The sequence below is a fragment of the Acinetobacter sp. CIP 102136 genome (genome assembly GCF_000369685.1).
GTDB lineage: Bacteria > Pseudomonadota > Gammaproteobacteria > Pseudomonadales > Moraxellaceae > Acinetobacter > Acinetobacter fasciculus.
This window is the reverse complement of record NZ_KB850142.1, coordinates 1856815-1873784: the sequence shown is the minus strand read 5'-3', so window position 1 is coordinate 1873784 and position 16970 is coordinate 1856815. Positions and strand designations below refer to the sequence as shown.

The following is a 16970-nucleotide window of genomic DNA, read 5'->3' as shown; positions in this document are numbered from 1 at the left end:
ATTCAGAGAATAAAAAAGAGGAAACACGTTCCTCTTTTATTTAAGTGACCACACTATTGAATCGGCTGGGCGTGTGCTGCGCGATCTTTGAGGAGTTGTGGGGCTTTGAAGCGTTCGCCATATTTATTTTCAAGTACTTTGGCACGGGTCACGGCTTTGGCTAAACCATACTGATTCAGGAATTGTACTGCACCGCCCGTCCAGGCGGCAAAGCCAATACCAAAAATGGAACCCACATTGGCATCGACTACAGATTCCAAAACACCTTCTTCTAGACAGCGAACCGTATCCAGTGCCTGTACAAACAGGAAGCGGTCAATCATTTCCTGTTCAGAAATATCGTTGTCTTTTTTCCAGTGGCTGAGACCAGACCAGAGCTGCTTTTTGGCATCGGCCGGATAATCATAAAAACCTGCGCCTGCGGCCTTACCTTTACGGTTAAATTCGTGAATCATGCTGTGAATCACGTCATCCGCAGGTGATTTAGTGATGGTCTGACCTTGTGCTCCTAAAGCTTTGTATCTTTCATTGGCCACATGTTCAGACAGGGTCAAGGACACTTCATCCTGAATCGCCAACGGGCCTACCGGCATACCGGCTTTGAGAGCTGCCATTTCAATTCGTGCCGGATGTACGCCTTCTGCCAGCAGACGCAAGCCTTCCTGTACAAAGGTGCCAAACACGCGGCTGGTAAAGAAGCCACGGCTGTCATTCACCACAATCGGTAATTTGCCAATCTGCTGCACGAAATCGAAAGCTTTGGCCAGCGTTTCTGCCGAGGTATTTTTACCTTTGATAATTTCGACTAGCTGCATTTTATCGACCGGACTGAAGAAATGCAGGCCGATAAAGTTCTGATCATTTTTTGAAGCCTGGGCTAATTCTGTGATCGGCAGGGTCGAGGTATTCGAAGCCATCATCCCGTTGCTGGCAAGATATTGCTCTGCCTCTTGCGTGACTTGAGTCTTGAGCGCGGGACTTTCAAAGACGGCTTCAATGATCAGGTCACAACCCGCTAGATCTTCATTCGATGCAGTCGCTTGAATCAGACCCAGAACCTGATCTCGTTTCTCGGCTGTTAAACGCCCTTGAGCGACTTTTTTATCCAGCAGTTTCTGGCTGTAGGCTTTGCCTTTTTCAGCCGCTTCGATTGAAATGTCTTTTAGCACCACTGGAATGCCTTTGCTGGCAGTGGCATAGGCGATCCCAGCACCCATCATGCCCGCACCTAGAATACCGACTTTCGTGGCCTTCCATCTTTCAATACCTTGAGGGCGACTGGCACCGGACTTGATCGCATTCAGGCCATGCCAGAAGGTGCCAATCATATTTTTAGAAATTTGACCGATGGCAAGATAAGTAAAGTAACGTGATTCAATGGTCAGGGCTGTATCGACATCGACCTGTGCACCTTCTACTGCAGCCGACATGATCGCTTCAGGTGCAGGGTAGCAGCCTTTGGTTTTATCGCGCAGCATCGCCGGAGCGATTGCCAGCATCTGGGCAACTGCTGGTGTCGAAGGGCTACCACCCGGAATTTTATAGCCTTTTACATCGAATGGCTGCTGAGATTTTGGATTGGCTTTGATCCAGGCAATGGCCTTTTTCAACAGTTCATCGGTACTGTCTGCGACCTCATGAATCAGCCCTAAAGATTTAGCTTTATCGACTCCAAACTGTTTGCCTTCCATTAATAAAGGAAGGGCATTTTGCAGACCGAGCAGGCGGATGCTACGGACGATACCACCGCCACCTGGTAATAAACCCAGTGTGACTTCAGGCAGGCCAAATTTGCTTTTAGGGTCATTCAGGGCAATACGATGATGGGCACACAGGGCAATTTCCCAGCCACCGCCGAGCGCCGTACCATTCAGTGCAGCAACGACAGGAATACCGCGAGTTTCGATATAGCGTAGTTTGGCTTTCATCTCTTCAATCATATTGAAGAATTCAGTTGCATGTTCAGGAGTGGCTTGAATCAGTTCATCCAGATCGCCGCCAGCAAAGAAAGTTTTTTTCGCTGAACGGAAAATAATCCCGGCAATATCTTCATCTGCTTGTAACTGGGCAACGACTTCATCCAGTGCCGTGCGAAAGTCGGCATTCATGGTATTTGCAGACTGGTTTGGAGAATCAAACGTTAAAATAACAATATTATCTTCATTTTTTTGATATTGAATTGCGCTCATTATTTTTCTCCTTATACCAGTTCAATAATGGTTGCGATGCCCATACCACCACCCACGCAAAGTGTGGCTAATCCACGTTTTTTCCCCTGGCGTTCCAGCTCATCCAGCAAAGTGCCTAAAATCATGGCTCCAGTCGCACCGAGTGGATGTCCCATGGCAATTGCACCGCCGTTGACATTCACCTTGGTAGGATCAACCTTCATTTCATTGATAAAGCGCATCACCACGGCAGCAAAAGCTTCATTGACTTCAAACAGGTCAATATCATCAATTGTTAAACCGGCTTTCGCCAAGGCCTTACGAGCAGCCGGGGCAGGGCCGGTCAGCATAATGGTCGGATCTGCACCGACCAGTGCCGTCGCCAGTACTTTGGCACGTGGCTTCAGACCTTGTTCTTTTACTGCTTGTTCCGATGCGATCAAAACCACAGCCGCACCATCGACAATGCCTGAAGAATTCCCTGCATGATGCACATGATTGACAGCACCCACTTCAGGATATTTTTGCAGGGCAATTGCATCAAAGCCCATTTGCCCCATAGTGGCGAAACTTGGATTGAGTTTGCCCAGGCCTTCTGCGGTCGTTGTCGGTTTGATAAATTCATCTTTGTCCAGAATCACCACACCAGCTTTGTCTTTTACCGGGATAACAGAGGCGTTGAAATAACCATTGGCTTGAGCGGCAGCTGCTTTCTGTTGTGATTGTTCGGCAAATTGATCTACATCAGAACGCGTATAACCGTCAATCGTGGCAATTAAATCTGCACCGATACCTTGCGGAATAAAATCACAGGCCATATTGGTCTCAGGATCCAGTGCCCAAGGGCCGCCATCAGAACCCATCGCTACGCGGGACATGGATTCGACGCCGCCTGCAACGACCAGATCTTCCCAGCCAGAACGGACTTTTTGTGCGGCCAGATTGACAGCTTCGAGTCCGGAAGCGCAGAAACGGTTGATTTGCACGCCAGCGACATCATTGTCCCAACCCGCAGCAATGGCAGCGGTCTTGGCAATATCGGCCCCCTGATCACCAATCGGGGTGACACAACCCAGCACAATATCATCGACTTTTGAGGTGTCCAGTCCGTGACGGTCTTTCAGTTCATTGAGTAAACCAGTCAGTAATGAAATGGGTTTTACTTGATGTAAAGATCCATCTTTTTTGCCTTTTCCGCGTGGCGTACGAATGGCGTCAATAATATATGCCTCGCTCATAGCATGTTCCTTTTATTGATTTAATGAAAATTATTCTAATGATTCGAGTGTAATCCTTAATTTTTGAAGTGCAATGACGAGAACGGGTCAGATCAATTGAGCGATTTAGCCAATTGTAATTATAAAAAAGCCTAAGCTAATGCTTAGGCGGAGAGAACTGATTTTAATTTTTAAATGTTATTTCGCAACATCATTTGATTAATGATAGCCATGCAATTGACGATACAGACCCGGGGTTACACCGGTCCATTTCTTGAAGGCGCGGTGGAAAGTACTAGTTTCACTGAAACCGACTTGTTGTGCAACATCTTCAAGGGTCAGATCCGGATTAAGTAACAGGTGAATTGCTGCATCACGGCGCAAGGCATCTTTTACGCCTTGATAGCTTTTGCCTTCGGCTGCCAGACGGCGGCGCAAGGTTTGCGGTGATAGATAAAGCATCGACGCGACATCGTTTAATGTCGGCATTTCTTCGCCAATCTGGCTCTTCAGCACATCACGAATACGTGAAGTCAGCGAGTTGGTGTTTTTGAATTTCACCAGCAATTGTGCCGGCGCAGCTTTCAAAAATTCTTCTAAGGTTTCTTCATTCTGGCGAATTGGCAGGTCCAGATAATCCGCAGCAAAAGTGATCTCGGTGCGTGGCATATCGAACTGCATTACCGGCGCAAAGAACAGGGCATCATATTCATCGGCATGGTCTGGACGAGGGTAGCTAAAATGCACGCGTTCCAGTGGCAGGCGACGCTCAATGAGCCAAGACGCCAAGCCATGCCAGATCATCAGCATGCTTTCAGTAATGAAATGATCCGGATCCATTGCATTTGGAATGAGTGGTACCAGACGTGCTTCGTGTTTGTCACGCTCCAGAGTCACCGACCAGTCATCACCAAAGAGTTTGTAGAACTGGGAAGACAGTTCCAGTGCATCACCCAGAGTTTTGGCATGAATGATGAGCTGGCACATGATCGCAAACGTACCTAAACGGCGTTGCTGTTTGTCAAAACCGACATGCTCGTCCTGAGTTACCATCCACAACATTTTAATAAAGCGGGTATATTGTTCAGGCGAAATACGCGCTTTGGGCTGATGCAGCAATTCTGCTTCAATCCCGACGTGAGACAATAAAGTATCGACATCCATGCCCAGACGTTTAACGCCAGATAAGGCTGCATTGACGAAGTGGATACTGATCGTATCACGACTCATGTTTAATCCTTCAGTCTCTTTAATGTTCACTAATAATTGACCTAAATGACGAAAAATAATAAAGCAATGGCAATTTACAAGAATACCTTTGCCATTTTCTTACATATTAGATTGCCGAAACTATCAAGGTAAATGGCTGAACATGACATTGTTTTTATGCATTTATGTGCCTAAGATGCTGAAAAAAGCAATATAAGTAGAGCAAATACTCCAATGTCATATGTATTAAAAGGATTGAAAATCCTCGATTTTTCTACACTTTTACCCGGCCCGTTTGCTACATTATATCTTGCTGATTTAGGTGCAGAAGTTGTGCATATTGAATCACCAACCCGACCGGATTTGTTGCGATTAATGCCACCCTTTGCCAATGGACAGGCCACTTCACAAAGTTATTTGAACCGAAACAAGCAATCGGTTGCACTGGATTTGAAAGATCCTGCAAATATCGAACTGGTCAAATCCAGGATTGCAGATTATGACATTGTAATTGAGCAATTCCGTCCAGGGGTGATGCAGCGTCTAGGCTTAGATTATCAAACCTTAAGCGAAATTAATCCAAAATTGATTTACTGTTCCATTACCGGTTATGGCCAAACTGGCACATATAAAGATAAGGCAGGACACGACATTAATTATCTGGCTTTATCTGGAATTGCCGGACACAGTGGCCGGATTGAAAATGGCCCACCTGCCTTGGGAATTCAGGTCGCTGATGTTGCGGGTGGTTCCATGCATGCCGTAATTGCGATTCTGGCTGCGGTGATTGAACGCCAGCAAAGTGGCAAAGGGCAATATATTGATATTTCCATGACCGATTGCGTGGTGACGATGAATAATCTGGCGGCTTCTGCCAGTCTGGCCGGTAATCAGCATCAACGGCCTGAATCAGGCTATCTGAATGGTGGGACTTTCTACGACTATTATGAAACCCAGGATGGGCGTTATCTGTCAGTTGGCAGTCTGGAGCCCCAATTTATGCAGGGGCTGGCACAGGCCTTAGAGCTGCCGATTCTTCTGGAAAAAGGCGCTTCTTATGCCGCTGAAGATCATGCTGCGGTGAAGCAGGCGATTCAGAATAAAATCAAGACCAAGCCTTTATCTGAATGGCAAACACAGTTTGCCGCGCTGGATGTCTGTGTCGAACCGGTGCTCAAGCTTGAAGAAGCGTTACATTCCGATCTGGCCCAGCAGCGGGGATGGGTCGTACAAGTGCCACTCAAATCCAATAGTCAGCAAACCGAAGCACAACTGGCTTGCCCGATTAAATTTTCACGTTCCACGATACGTTATGAATTTGTAGGACAGCAATTGGGAGAGAGTCAAAATTGGTAGAATTTTTAAAGTGTTAATAAAGTAGATAATGAAAGTAGAGATAAATCTTTCTATATGAAAATAAGTAATAATGATTGAAGAATTTAATCATTATTACTTTAAATTTAATCGAATGCTGTAAATACTGAGATCCGTGAAACTTTGACAGGCTTATCAATAAAACCGCTATGAAATATGTATAAAAAGCATTTTATTGATAGGTTCAATCTCGCTATCCTTGCCGGCGATATAATAGAAACTACTAGCTGTACGCCATGTATTTATATACTGATTTCGATCAGCAACTGATTAATGAACGTGTTGCACAGTTCCGTGACCAAACGGAACGTTATTTAGCCGGTAAACTCACTGAAGATGAGTATCGTCCGCTTCGTCTGCAAAATGGTCTGTACGTACAGCGTTATGCGCCAATGTTACGTATTGCCGTGCCATATGGTTTGATGAACTCAAAACAACTTCGTAAAGTGGCTGATTTGGCAAAAGAATATGACCGTGGCTACGCGCATATTTCGACCCGTCAAAACATCCAGTTTAACTGGCCGGCGCTGGAAAATGTGCCGGATATGCTGGCTGAACTGGCGACTGTGCAAATGCACGCGATTCAGACCTCAGGTAACTGTATCCGTAATACCACGACGGATCAGTATGCAGGTGTGGTTGCAGGTGAAATTGCCGATCCGCGTCCGACTTGTGAATTGATCCGTCAATGGTCAACCTTCCATCCGGAATTTGCCTTCTTGCCACGTAAGTTCAAGATTGCAGTTTCTGCGCTGGAAGAAACTGACCGTGCAGCTACTGCATTCCACGATATCGGTGTGTATATCGTGCGTAATGAAGCAGGCGAAATGGGCTATAAAATCAAAGTCGGTGGTGGTCTCGGCCGTACGCCAGTGATTGGTAGCTTTATCCGTGAGTTCTTGCCACGTGAAGACCTGATTGCTTATCTGGAAGCAGTGCTTCGTGTGTATAACTTGCATGGCCGTCGCGACAACAAATATAAAGCGCGTATCAAGATTCTGGTAAAAGCCTTAACACCAGCAGTATTTGCCGAGAAAGTTGAAGCTGAATTTGAGCATACGGTTAAAACACTGAAAATCGATGCAGACACCTTGGCAAAAATGGATGAGAACTTCACGCCATTCGATTACCAAGATTATGCAGATGAAGATTTCACTGAATTGTTCGCGCAATATCCGAAATTCAAACAGTGGTTCAACATTAATACCAATGCACATAAAGTGAAAGGTTATCGTATTGTGACGATTTCACTGAAACGTGCCGGAATTGCACCGGGTGATGTCAGCACCGAAGAAATGAACCTGATTGCAGATCTTGCAGATCAGTACACTTTCGGTGAGCTGCGTACCACGCATGAACAAAACATCTCACTGGTGGATGTACCGCAAAAAGATTTGTTCGCTGTATGGCAAACTCTTGACCAAAATAACCTGGCACGTGCGCATATCGGTTTCTTGACCGACATCATCTGCTGCCCAGGCGGTGACTTCTGTTCATTGGCCAATGCGAAATCCATTCCAATTTCTGAAGCGATTTCACGCCGTTTTGATGACCTGGATACGATTTACAATTTAGGCAAACTGGATCTAAATATTTCAGGTTGTATGAATGCCTGTGGTCATCACCACGTTGGTAATATTGGTATCTTGGGTGTAGACAAGAAAGGCGCTGAGTTCTACCAGATCACTTTAGGCGGTAATGCCGATCATGATGCTTCGATTGGTGACATTCTTGGGCCATCATTTGCAGCCGAAGTCGTGCCGGATATCGTAGAAGAAATTCTGAATACTTATCTTGACCTGCGTCAGGATGGTGAAGAGTTTATCGATACTTATCGCCGTGTCGGCATTCAACCATTTAAGGAGCGTGCATATGCTTAATACCGCACTTCAAGTGCTCTCTAAAGATGGCACGATTGCAGACAATACCTATCAATTGATTGGTGAAGATGGTGTTTTGCCGCAGGGTGATGTGGTTCTGACTGTGGACCAGTTAGATCGGATTGGCAATGTTTCAGGTAAAAAAGCATTGTACTTAACTGTAGATGCTTCTCCTGAAAATCATGAATTTCCATTAGATCAGCTTGATGCAATCTTCATTGAGTTTGCCGGTTTTAATGATGGCCGTGGTTATTCATTTGCAGCACTTCTTCGCCGTCAGGGTTTCCAAGGTGAACTACGAGCCACTGGTGACGTGTTCAAAGATGTGCTGAATTACATGAAGCGTTCTGGTTTCGATACTTTCGTAATTAAAGAAGGTAAAGATATTCAGGAAGCCGCTGCCGGTTTGAATGATTTCAAAAATCCGTATCAGGCATCGACTGCGGTTGCACAGGCACATTATCAAACAGGAGCATAATTTAAATTATGCTCCTGTCAAAAAGCCGGATTGATTCCGGCTTTTTTATATCTTGATTAAAATTCTCAACTTTCTTCAAGTTGACAGTTGATCATCCAGTGAATTCCAAACTGATCGCTAAAGGCAGCATAAAGTGCGCCCCAAAAGGTTTTTTCTAGCGGCATCTCAATTTGACCATTCACCGATAAAGCATTAAAAAGTCGTTGTGCTTCAGCTTGTTCGCTTGCGTCTAAGTTAATTGAAATATAGTGGTTATTACCTTGCGTGAACACGGTATTGGTTTGCGCGCAAAATTGATCATTCGTATCGGATGCCATCAGTTCGGTAAACTCATTGATGGGAAGTGAGATATGTAGAATTTTATTTTTATCCGCTTCAGACAGTGTGACACCTTCTTCGGGTGGCATTTCACCATAACGACTTAGGCTTGAAAATTCGCCGCCAAAAACGGATTTATAAAAGTTAAAGGCCGCTTCAGCCTGACCTTGGAAATTGAGGTAATGATTCAGTTGCATGGGAGAGCTCCCTTTTTATTTTGTTTGTTTTAATCTACGCCACTTTGCGGTATTGCGTGTGAGCAAACTTTATCAAAATGTAAGAATAAAAAATCCCTGCATGTGAAGGGATTTAAAATCCCCCTCCTTTGATAAAGGAGGGGTTAGGGGAGGATTATTTTTCAATTATAGCAATGCATCAATCTATCTCTTGCGCAGTAATACTGCTTACCTTTAGTAAAGGGAGACTTCTTTTAAAGTAATTCAATCGCCACAGCTGTCGCTTCACCACCACCAATACACAGGGCTGCAATCCCTTTTTTTCCACCGGTACGTTTTAGTGCATGAATCAAAGTCAGGATAATACGTGAACCGGTTGAACCCACAGGATGACCGAGTGCACATGCACCACCATTGATGTTGACTTTTTCAGGGTCTAGCTTGAATTCATCCATTGGACACATGGTGACCATGGCAAAGGCTTCATTGATTTCCCAAAGGTCGACATCAGAAGCGGTCCATCCGGTTTTATCCAGTACTTTCTGGATTGCACCGACTGGAGCAATGGTAAACTCAGATGGATGTTGAGAATTCGATGCATACGCCACAATTTTGGCTAAAGGATTTAAACCTTTTGCTGCTGCATTGTCAGCCGAGGTAATTACTAAAGCTGATGCGCCATCTGAAATCGAGCTGGCATTAGCCGCCGTAATCGTACCGTCTTTAGCAAACGCTGGACGTAAAGTTGGAATTTTATCGATGTTGGCATTAAATGGTTGCTCATCTTTATCAACAACCACATCGCCTTTGCGGGTTTTAACTGTTACAGGCACGATTTCATCAGCAAAGTAGCCTTCATTGACCGCAGTTTGCGCACGCTTTAATGAGCGAATTGCAAAATCATCCATCTGCTCACGGCTATAACCTTTGGTATTTGCCATATCTTGGGCAAATGAACCCATCAAGCGACCTGTTTCAGCATCTTCCAAGCCATCCAGAAACATATGGTCCTTGATTTCACCGTGACCCATGCGGAAACCGCCACGTGCTTTTGGCAATACATAAGGAGCATTAGTCATGGATTCCATACCACCGGCAACCACGATATCAGCAGAACCTGCTTTAATCATGTCAGCAGCCTGCATGACGGCTTTCATGCCTGAACCACATAATTTATTAATGGTCACAGCACCAGTAGAATCTGGAAGACCAGCTTGACGCATCGCTTGACGTGCAGGCCCTTGCTTTAAACCTGCCGGGAGTACACAACCCATAATGACTTCTTCAATATCCGCTGGTTGCAGACCCGCACGGGAAATTGCCTCTTTAATGGTGACCGCACCGAGTTCGGGCGCAGTTACACTTGCAAGACTACCCTGAAAGCCACCCATGGCTGTACGTGCACCATTGACAATTACGATGTCAGTCATTGTTTTCTCTCCGTATGAGTTTTAATCAATTTTTCAGACTTAAGCAGTATATTGAAAAAAACTCAGGATTGAAGCGTTAATCGCAGCGAAGCATAAACTGGATAGTTCTGTTAGCAAGACGAGAGACTTTCGATCCGGATATGGCCCATTTTGCTGAGTACAATACGCTGTTGGCTAGAAAGATGGGTAGAACAATAATAGAAACTACCATTTGAACCAATCGGCAAGGCAGTGTGCGCTTGATAAGTGACACTCGGTAAACTCAAAGTTCCTCGCCAACTCAGGTTGCCGTATTTGAGGTTAAGTACATCAATATGTAAAATTTGTTCGTCTACATCCACTTGCCTATTTTTATTTTTATCGATAAAAACCAGCATGTTTTTGTTCCATTGATTGGCTTGGCAACTGAGAGAATCTTGGCTCGGGCAAATCACAATATTTTGATGAAACACTGCAGCCTGGCTGCGTGCATAGCGATTAATTTGAGATAATTTGATCGGAATATTTTTGGCTTCCTGTTTGGATCGATATTCATGGAAGTACGGTAGGGCGATACTGGCGACAATTGCAATTAATGCAATACAGATAATTAACTCAACAATAGTGAACGCTCTTGTTATTTTTTTATACATAGAGTTACCTGATTTATATATTATTTTTATGATAAAGATGTTATTAATTATACGTTTTTTATGCTTTATTGAGCGTGTAAATCAGTACTTACTTAAGTTTCAAGAAAGCTGTTAAAAATAATTGGCAATCACAATAGGTCATTCAGAGTAAAAAATTACTGAATTACAACGGAAATTGTAAGTAATTTTGTCAATAATTTACTTGATTAGATTAATCAAGCACTTGGAAAAATAAAAAAGTGTTTGTATGATGCCATGTGAATAGCTTAAGAATAATACTGGGGTAATAAAAAGCCTATCTCAGGATGGCCTATTACGGGCTTGAGCTTGAACAACAATTGTTATCTCTGGAGGATAAATCCATGAAAATGAGTCGTATTGCTTTAGCTATGCTTGTAGCTGCACCTTTTGCTGCTGCCAATGCAGGCGTAACTGTTACTCCGTTGATGTTAGGTTATACTTTCCAAGACACTCAGCACAACAATGGCGGTGACGATGGAGAGTTAACCACCTTTGGTCAAATGGAAGATGATTTATTTGTAGGTGCGGCGATTGGTGTTGAATTAACGCCATGGCTAGGTTTTGAAGCTGAATATAGCCAGGTTAAAGGCGATATGACTGATCTACCTGGTGCTGAATACAAAGGTCAGAATATTGCGGGTAACTTCTATGCAACTTCTGATGTATTCACTGGTAACTATGACAGCAAAGTGAAGCCATACATGCTTTTGGGTGCGGGTCACTACAAATATGAATTTGATGGCGCTACAGATGCTGCTATTGGTCGTGCAGGTCGTGGTCTTGAAGAAGAAGGTACTTTAGGTAACGCTGGTGTTGGTGCATTCTGGCACATCAACGATGCATTAGCGCTACGTACCGAAGCTCGTGGTACTTACCACTTTGACGAAAAATTCTGGAACTATACAGCACTTGCTGGTCTTAACGTAGTTCTAGGCGGACGTTTGAAGCCAGCTGCTCCTGTTGTAGAAGTTGCTCCAGTTGAGCCTGTAACTCCGGTTGCTCCAGCTCCACAAGAGTTGACTGAAGACCTGAACATGGAACTTCGTGTGTTCTTTGATACCAACAAATCAAATATCAAAGATCAATACAAACCAGAAATCGCAAAAGTTGCTGAGAAGTTAGTTGAATATCCAAATGCTACTGCTCGCATCGAAGGTCACACAGACAACACTGGTCCACGTGCATTAAACGAACGTTTATCTCTAGCTCGTGCTAACTCTGTTAAATCTTCACTTGTGAACGAATACAACGTAGATGCATCTCGTTTGTCTACTCAAGGTTTCGCTTGGGATCAACCGATTGCTGACAACAACACTAAAGAAGGTCGTGCTATGAACCGTCGTGTATTCGCGACGATTACTGGTAGCCGTACTGTTTTAGCTGAACAACCAGCTCAATAATTCGTTATTGAATACTGATTAAAAAAGGCGACTCTCTGGAGTCGCTTTTTTTATGTCTGCATTTTGACTACACTTAGCCTGTTAAGATGTCGTTGAGTAAAAATATGAGTGTTGAAATTCCTGAAGACTTGCAAAATCTGGAAGCCAATGGCGGAATTTTTGCAATATGGATGATTTTTCATCATTATGGCATTGATTTGAATATTTCTGACTTAACTCAGCTCTGTCAGCATGATCTTGAAATGGGAAGCTCTAGCATCGCACTTGCGGTTGCCTTAAAAACACTGGGTTTGGATGTCGATTTTTATACTGAACATGATGCAGATAAACAGCCAATTGAAGTCGATTTCTATCAACAAGCCCATCGCTTAAATATTCCTGTTACAGAACAGCCATTGTCTTATACAGAAATTCAGGAAAATGTAGAGGCAGGACGTTTCGTGATTGTATTTTACGATACCCTAGAAGGTGTGGGTAATCATTCATTAGTTTATGCAATCGATGAAAATGAAATCAGCTTCTTTGATAGCTTTGAGACAATGCCGGCGCATGTGTTTGAGCAGCAACGTCGGGTAGGCGGAATTTGCCAGCAAGTGATTGTGATTGATGATCGCAATTTCGTGATGCGTCATAGTTAATTCAAGAAATAAAAAAATCAGCCCGTAAGCTGATTTTTTAATGAATAATTTTTTATTCCTGATCAAGTTTCATGGGCTGTACATCCATCTCTTGATAAGATACTAGTTTAGTTTTTTTCTTCCATTTGTAGCCGAACCAAATGGCTAGGAATAGCGGAATACTGATATAGGTCGATAACACACCCATCCATTGACCAGACAAAACATCCTGATAGTTCTGTCCAAGGACGACAATCGCACAGAGGATAAACGCAAACCAAGGGGCGAAAGGAAAGAATTTAGCGCGATAAGCCAGATCTTCCAGTTTATATCCTTGTGCCAGATACCCTTTACGGAAACGGTAATGGGAAATGGCAATCCCGAGCCAGACGATAAAGCCACACATCCCCGACATATTCAGCAGCCAGTTAAAGACTTCCTGTTCACCAAAGAAAGTAGTCAGGAAGCACAGAGCTGCGATCGCCGTAGTGGCATAGAGTGCATTCATCGGCACACCACGCGGATCCAGACGTGCAAACATTTTAGGTGCACTACCTTTACGTGCCATATCAAACAGCATACGAGTAGACGAATACATGCCCGAGTTACCTGCAGACAAAATAGCGGTCAAGATCACCGCATTCATAATACTGGCGGCAAAGGCAAAACCGGCTTTTTCATACAATAAGGTAAATGGCGAAAGCGCAATATTATCTGTTGCAGCGGCCTGTAATAAACGTGGATCATTATAGGCAATCAAGGTGCCGATAATGAAAATACACACAATATAAAACAACAGGATACGCCAGAAAATCTGTTTGATGGCCACCGGGATGGTTTTCTTTGGATCTTTCGATTCACCTGCCGCCACACCGACCATTTCGGTACCCTGGAAGGAGAATCCGGCAATCATCGCCACGCCAATTAATGCCTGGAAACCACCGACAAAGGGTGCATCACCAATGCTCCAGTTAACAAATGCTTCCGCACCCGGGGTGAGCATGATCTTCACGATCATCCAGATTCCGATGATGATAAAGGCAATGATCGCGAGAACTTTCACCAGAGAAAAGAAAAATTCAGATTCGCCAAAGCCTTTTACCGTCAGGGCATTAATCCCGAAAATAATGGCAAGGAAAATGGCGCTCCAGTACACGCCCGGTATATCGGGAAACCAGAATTTCATAATGAACTGAACGGCAACCAGCTCAAAAGCTACGGTAATGGCCCAGTTGTACCAGTAGTTCCAACCTAAAGCGAAACCAAAACCACCTTCGACATATTTGGTGCCGTAAGTGAAAAATGCACCTGAGGTCGGATTGTGCGTGGCAAGTTCACCCAAGCTGGTCATCAGGAAATAAATCATGATCCCAATCAGTACATATGCAAGTAGTGCACCACCTGGTCCAGCATTGGCAATGGTCGCCCCTGAGGCCAGGAATAGACCTGTACCAATTGATCCGCCAATCGCGATCATATTCAGATGACGAGCACCCAGCTTACGCTGCAGCTGCATCGTGTTTTGCGTTTCGCTCATCATGATTCCTTAACATTTTTTTGAGTGCTGGCGAAGAGCACTTTAAAGCCTTGTTGATCCGCTTTTACTGTGCAGCGACCAAAGTTTTGTTCAATCAGGGTCGGGTAGTTCAAGAAACGGTTGGCCACAATCCAAAGCTCACCGCCCGATTTTAAATGACGACGCGAGGTTTTACATAAGGTTTCACTTGCCGTGTAATCGGTTTCGATTCCCATATGAAAAGGTGGATTACTGACAATGGCATGCAGGAATAACGGTGCATCCTCAATGCCTGTAACCGCTTTGATTTCAATCTGTTCAGGAATGAGCTGGTTTTCTTCAAATGTCATTTGGGTAGAAGCCAGTGCAAAGGCATCAACATCCATGGCAAAAATCCGGTTTTTCGGATTCAACTTTGCCAGATATGCGCTAATCACACCTGCACCACAACCAAAGTCAGCGATTTTACCTGAAGTGATTTGTGACAAATAAGGTAATAGCGTGGCAGTTCCTACATCCAAACGGTTTTGACTAAAGACGCCTGGAAGTGCACAAATAATTAAGTCGCCATTTGGTGTCGAAACGGTATAACGCTGCGCCCAGTCTGCAAGTGCTTTTTTCTCGACCGTATGCTCTAGAACCAATTGCCAAAGCTGGCAATGACGTGCGCTGTCAAGTTTGAGAGTTTTACCAAAAGGCTGCAACTGTTTGGCTGCGCGTTCTATCCCGCCTTTCTTTTCACCGACCAGAAAAATACTGCTGCCCGGTTTAAGCTGCGCTGCCACATTATGCAATAAATAATTCAACAGTTCTTTAGACTTGGGTACAAAAATAACTGCCTGATCAAACTCAGCTTCAGGCATCTCTGCACCAAAATGCACATCTGCTTGTTGTGACTGGAAATATTGAAAATCATTAAAATTCCATGTCCAGACAGCGGGATTGATAGAGGCATCGAATTCAGCGAGCAGATCATCTGTTGGTGCATTAATCAGTAAGATGCGACCCGACAAAAAATCATATTGTCTTAATAAAACTTCGCTTTTAGGATCCATAGGTATCTCTCCAATATAAAGAACACTGCCTAAGTCTGACCTAGACAGTGTTCTTTGGACATGAAATTACTTCTTTGTTTCAGGAAGTACTACATTCAGAATAAGGGCAGCGATACCACCAGTAGCAACGCCTGAGCTAAAGATATTACGGAATAACTCAGGAAGATGCTCAAGAATTTGTGGAACTTGTGCAACACCTAAACCCAGCGCCAGTGAAATCGCAATGATCAGCAGGGCACGACGGTCCAAATGAACACCAGACAGGATGTTAATACCAGAGGCTGCGACTGCCCCAAACATCACCATCACTGCACCACCCAGTACCGCTTGTGGAACGGCCTGAATAATACCAGCAACTGCAGGCAGCAAACCAAGAATAACCAGCAAAGCAGCAATCCAGATGCCGACATAACGGCTCGCTACACCTGTTAGCTGAATCACACCATTGTTCTGTGCAAATACTGAACTCGGGAAGGTGTTAAAAATACCGGCAAGGAATGAATTCGCGCCATTCACCAGTACACCACCTTTAATGCGCTGCATCCATTTTGGACCATCAACTGGCTGGTTGGAAAGCTTTGAAGTCGCAGTGATATCACCAATCGCTTCTAAAGACGTCACCAGATAAATGAATGCCATTGGAATAAACAGGCTCCAGGAGAAGCTTAAACCGAAATGCATTGGGGTTGGAATCTGTACCAACGGTGCATCTTTTAGACCAGAGAAATCCAGATGCCCCATAAAGCCCGCCAGAACATAACCACAGATTAGGGCGATCAAAATGGCAGAACTTTTTACCCAGGTAATCCGGATACGGTTCAGAATAATAATCAACGCCAAGACGGTACAAGACATGATCAGGTTGTCAGCATTGGCAAAAGTTTTATCGCTCATGGCCTGATAACCACCGCCCATACTGATTAAACCTTCTTTAATTAAGGTCAAACCAATCAGCAGCACGACAATTCCGGTCACCAGCGGTGTAATCAGTTTTTTGATCCAAGGCAGAATTTGTGACACGCCCATTTCAATAAATGCACCTGCAATCACCACACCAAAAATAGAAGCCATTACTGCTTCTACAGGTGTACCTGCAGCCACCATGGCTGAACCAATACCAATAATTGGACCGATAAAGTTAAAGCTGGTTCCTTGGACAATCAGCAGACCGGCACCAAAAGGTCCGACTTTTTTAGACTGTAAAAAAGTTGCGATGCCCGAGATCACCAAGGACATGGACAAAATCATGTTGGTGTCTTCTTTGGAAACACCGAGCGCTAAACAAATCAGCAGGCCAGGAGTCACAATCGGGACAATAATCGCTAATAAATGCTGGAATGCAGCTAAAAAAGCAATCAGTGGTTTTGGTCGATCTTCCAGACCATATACCAGGTCGAGTTGATCTTTAGAAGGAGGAGATTGATTAAAATCAGACATGTGTCAATGCAAATTAAGGCTGGGTGGCGCTATTCTAATCGA

At 44.3% G+C, this 16970-nt stretch carries 14 protein-coding genes; 5 read left to right on the top strand and 9 right to left on the bottom strand.

Annotated elements, in window-relative coordinates:
* Window positions 1-53 precede the first annotated feature (53 nt).
* The 3 genes from F893_RS14375 to F893_RS14365 form a co-directional block, all read right to left on the bottom strand.
* Entirely contained in the window at window positions 54-2189 is a 2136-nt protein-coding gene (locus F893_RS14375; protein ID WP_005252755.1) for a 3-hydroxyacyl-CoA dehydrogenase NAD-binding domain-containing protein, read from the bottom strand.
* Window positions 2190-2200: 11 nt separating this feature from the next.
* Window positions 2201-3406 carry an acetyl-CoA C-acetyltransferase gene (locus F893_RS14370; RefSeq protein WP_005252753.1) on the bottom strand — a complete coding sequence of 402 codons (1206 nt, stop codon included), beginning with the start codon at window positions 3404-3406 and terminating at the stop codon, window positions 2201-2203.
* A gap of 198 nt (window positions 3407-3604) precedes the next feature.
* The gene (locus tag F893_RS14365; RefSeq protein ID WP_004645946.1) at window positions 3605-4615 is read right to left on the bottom strand and encodes an AraC family transcriptional regulator; all 1011 of its coding nucleotides are present in this window, start codon (window positions 4613-4615) and stop codon (window positions 3605-3607) included.
* A 213-nt stretch (window positions 4616-4828) separates the two neighbouring features.
* On the opposite strand from F893_RS14365, the gene F893_RS14360 reads away from it, so the two are divergent.
* From F893_RS14360 to F893_RS14350, 3 genes are all read left to right on the top strand, one after another.
* Window positions 4829-5950 carry a CaiB/BaiF CoA transferase family protein gene (locus F893_RS14360; RefSeq protein ID WP_005252750.1) on the top strand — a complete coding sequence of 374 codons (1122 nt, stop codon included), beginning with the start codon at window positions 4829-4831 and terminating at the stop codon, window positions 5948-5950.
* 254 nt (window positions 5951-6204) lie between these two features.
* Window positions 6205-7848: a nitrite/sulfite reductase gene (locus F893_RS14355; protein ID WP_005252749.1), complete on the top strand. Its 1644-nt coding sequence runs from the start codon at window positions 6205-6207 to the stop codon at window positions 7846-7848.
* Window positions 7841-8326 (top strand): DUF934 domain-containing protein, encoded by a 486-nt coding sequence (locus F893_RS14350; protein ID WP_005252746.1) that lies wholly within the window; start codon window positions 7841-7843, stop codon window positions 8324-8326. Before F893_RS14355 ends, F893_RS14350 begins: the two co-directional genes overlap by 8 nt.
* A 65-nt stretch (window positions 8327-8391) precedes the next feature.
* Here F893_RS14350 and F893_RS14345 read toward each other — a convergent pair whose 3' ends face one another.
* The 3 genes from F893_RS14345 to F893_RS14335 all read right to left on the bottom strand — a co-directional run bounded on the left by F893_RS14345 (window position 8392) and on the right by F893_RS14335 (window position 10882).
* On the bottom strand, window positions 8392-8841 hold the full coding sequence (locus tag F893_RS14345; protein WP_005252744.1) for a VOC family protein: 450 nt from the start codon (window positions 8839-8841) through the stop codon (window positions 8392-8394).
* Between the two features lie 233 nt (window positions 8842-9074).
* On the bottom strand, window positions 9075-10250 hold the full coding sequence (locus tag F893_RS14340) for a thiolase family protein (protein ID WP_005252742.1): 1176 nt from the start codon (window positions 10248-10250) through the stop codon (window positions 9075-9077).
* A 110-nt stretch (window positions 10251-10360) separates the two neighbouring features.
* Entirely contained in the window at window positions 10361-10882 is a 522-nt protein-coding gene (locus tag F893_RS14335; protein ID WP_005252739.1) for a GspH/FimT family protein, read from the bottom strand.
* Window positions 10883-11244: 362 nt separating this feature from the next.
* Here F893_RS14335 and omp38 point away from each other — a divergent pair, with 362 nt between their 5' ends.
* Together omp38 and F893_RS14325 are read left to right on the top strand one after the other, a co-directional pair.
* Entirely contained in the window at window positions 11245-12303 is a 1059-nt protein-coding gene (gene omp38 / locus F893_RS14330) for an outer membrane protein Omp38 (RefSeq protein WP_005252738.1), read from the top strand.
* A 104-nt stretch (window positions 12304-12407) separates the two neighbouring features.
* The gene (locus F893_RS14325) at window positions 12408-12941 is read left to right on the top strand and encodes a cysteine peptidase family C39 domain-containing protein (protein ID WP_005252735.1); all 534 of its coding nucleotides are present in this window, start codon (window positions 12408-12410) and stop codon (window positions 12939-12941) included.
* A gap of 52 nt (window positions 12942-12993) precedes the next feature.
* Here F893_RS14325 and F893_RS14320 read toward each other — a convergent pair whose 3' ends face one another.
* The 3 genes from F893_RS14320 to F893_RS14310 all read right to left on the bottom strand — a co-directional run bounded on the left by F893_RS14320 (window position 12994) and on the right by F893_RS14310 (window position 16928).
* On the bottom strand, window positions 12994-14457 hold the full coding sequence (locus tag F893_RS14320) for an amino acid permease (protein ID WP_005252733.1): 1464 nt from the start codon (window positions 14455-14457) through the stop codon (window positions 12994-12996).
* Window positions 14457-15491, bottom strand: a complete 1035-nt coding sequence (locus F893_RS14315) for a methyltransferase (protein ID WP_005252731.1) — start codon at window positions 15489-15491, stop codon at window positions 14457-14459. Before F893_RS14315 ends, F893_RS14320 begins: the two co-directional genes overlap by 1 nt.
* A 66-nt stretch (window positions 15492-15557) precedes the next feature.
* Window positions 15558-16928 (bottom strand): uracil-xanthine permease family protein, encoded by a 1371-nt coding sequence (locus F893_RS14310; protein WP_004281715.1) that lies wholly within the window; start codon window positions 16926-16928, stop codon window positions 15558-15560.
* Window positions 16929-16970 lie beyond the last annotated feature (42 nt).

Excerpts from the sequence above, each read along its gene's own strand:
- F893_RS14355 (WP_005252749.1), top strand. The coding sequence starts at position 6,205 with ATGTATTTATATACTGATTTCGATCAGCAACTGATTAATGAACGTGTT.
- omp38 (WP_005252738.1), top strand. The coding sequence starts at position 11,245 with ATGAAAATGAGTCGTATTGCTTTAGCTATGCTTGTAGCTGCACCTTTT.
- F893_RS14310 (WP_004281715.1), bottom strand. The coding sequence starts at position 16,928 with ATGTCTGATTTTAATCAATCTCCTCCTTCTAAAGATCAACTCGACCTG.
- F893_RS14370 (WP_005252753.1), bottom strand. The coding sequence starts at position 3,406 with ATGAGCGAGGCATATATTATTGACGCCATTCGTACGCCACGCGGAAAA.
- F893_RS14335 (WP_005252739.1), bottom strand. The coding sequence starts at position 10,882 with ATGTATAAAAAAATAACAAGAGCGTTCACTATTGTTGAGTTAATTATC.
- F893_RS14325 (WP_005252735.1), top strand. The coding sequence starts at position 12,408 with ATGAGTGTTGAAATTCCTGAAGACTTGCAAAATCTGGAAGCCAATGGC.
- F893_RS14320 (WP_005252733.1), bottom strand. The coding sequence starts at position 14,457 with ATGAGCGAAACGCAAAACACGATGCAGCTGCAGCGTAAGCTGGGTGCT.
- F893_RS14345 (WP_005252744.1), bottom strand. The coding sequence starts at position 8,841 with ATGCAACTGAATCATTACCTCAATTTCCAAGGTCAGGCTGAAGCGGCC.
- F893_RS14375 (WP_005252755.1), bottom strand. The coding sequence starts at position 2,189 with ATGAGCGCAATTCAATATCAAAAAAATGAAGATAATATTGTTATTTTA.
- F893_RS14360 (WP_005252750.1), top strand. The coding sequence starts at position 4,829 with ATGTCATATGTATTAAAAGGATTGAAAATCCTCGATTTTTCTACACTT.
- F893_RS14340 (WP_005252742.1), bottom strand. The coding sequence starts at position 10,250 with ATGACTGACATCGTAATTGTCAATGGTGCACGTACAGCCATGGGTGGC.
- F893_RS14365 (WP_004645946.1), bottom strand. The coding sequence starts at position 4,615 with ATGAGTCGTGATACGATCAGTATCCACTTCGTCAATGCAGCCTTATCT.
- F893_RS14350 (WP_005252746.1), top strand. The coding sequence starts at position 7,841 with ATGCTTAATACCGCACTTCAAGTGCTCTCTAAAGATGGCACGATTGCA.
- F893_RS14315 (WP_005252731.1), bottom strand. The coding sequence starts at position 15,491 with ATGGATCCTAAAAGCGAAGTTTTATTAAGACAATATGATTTTTTGTCG.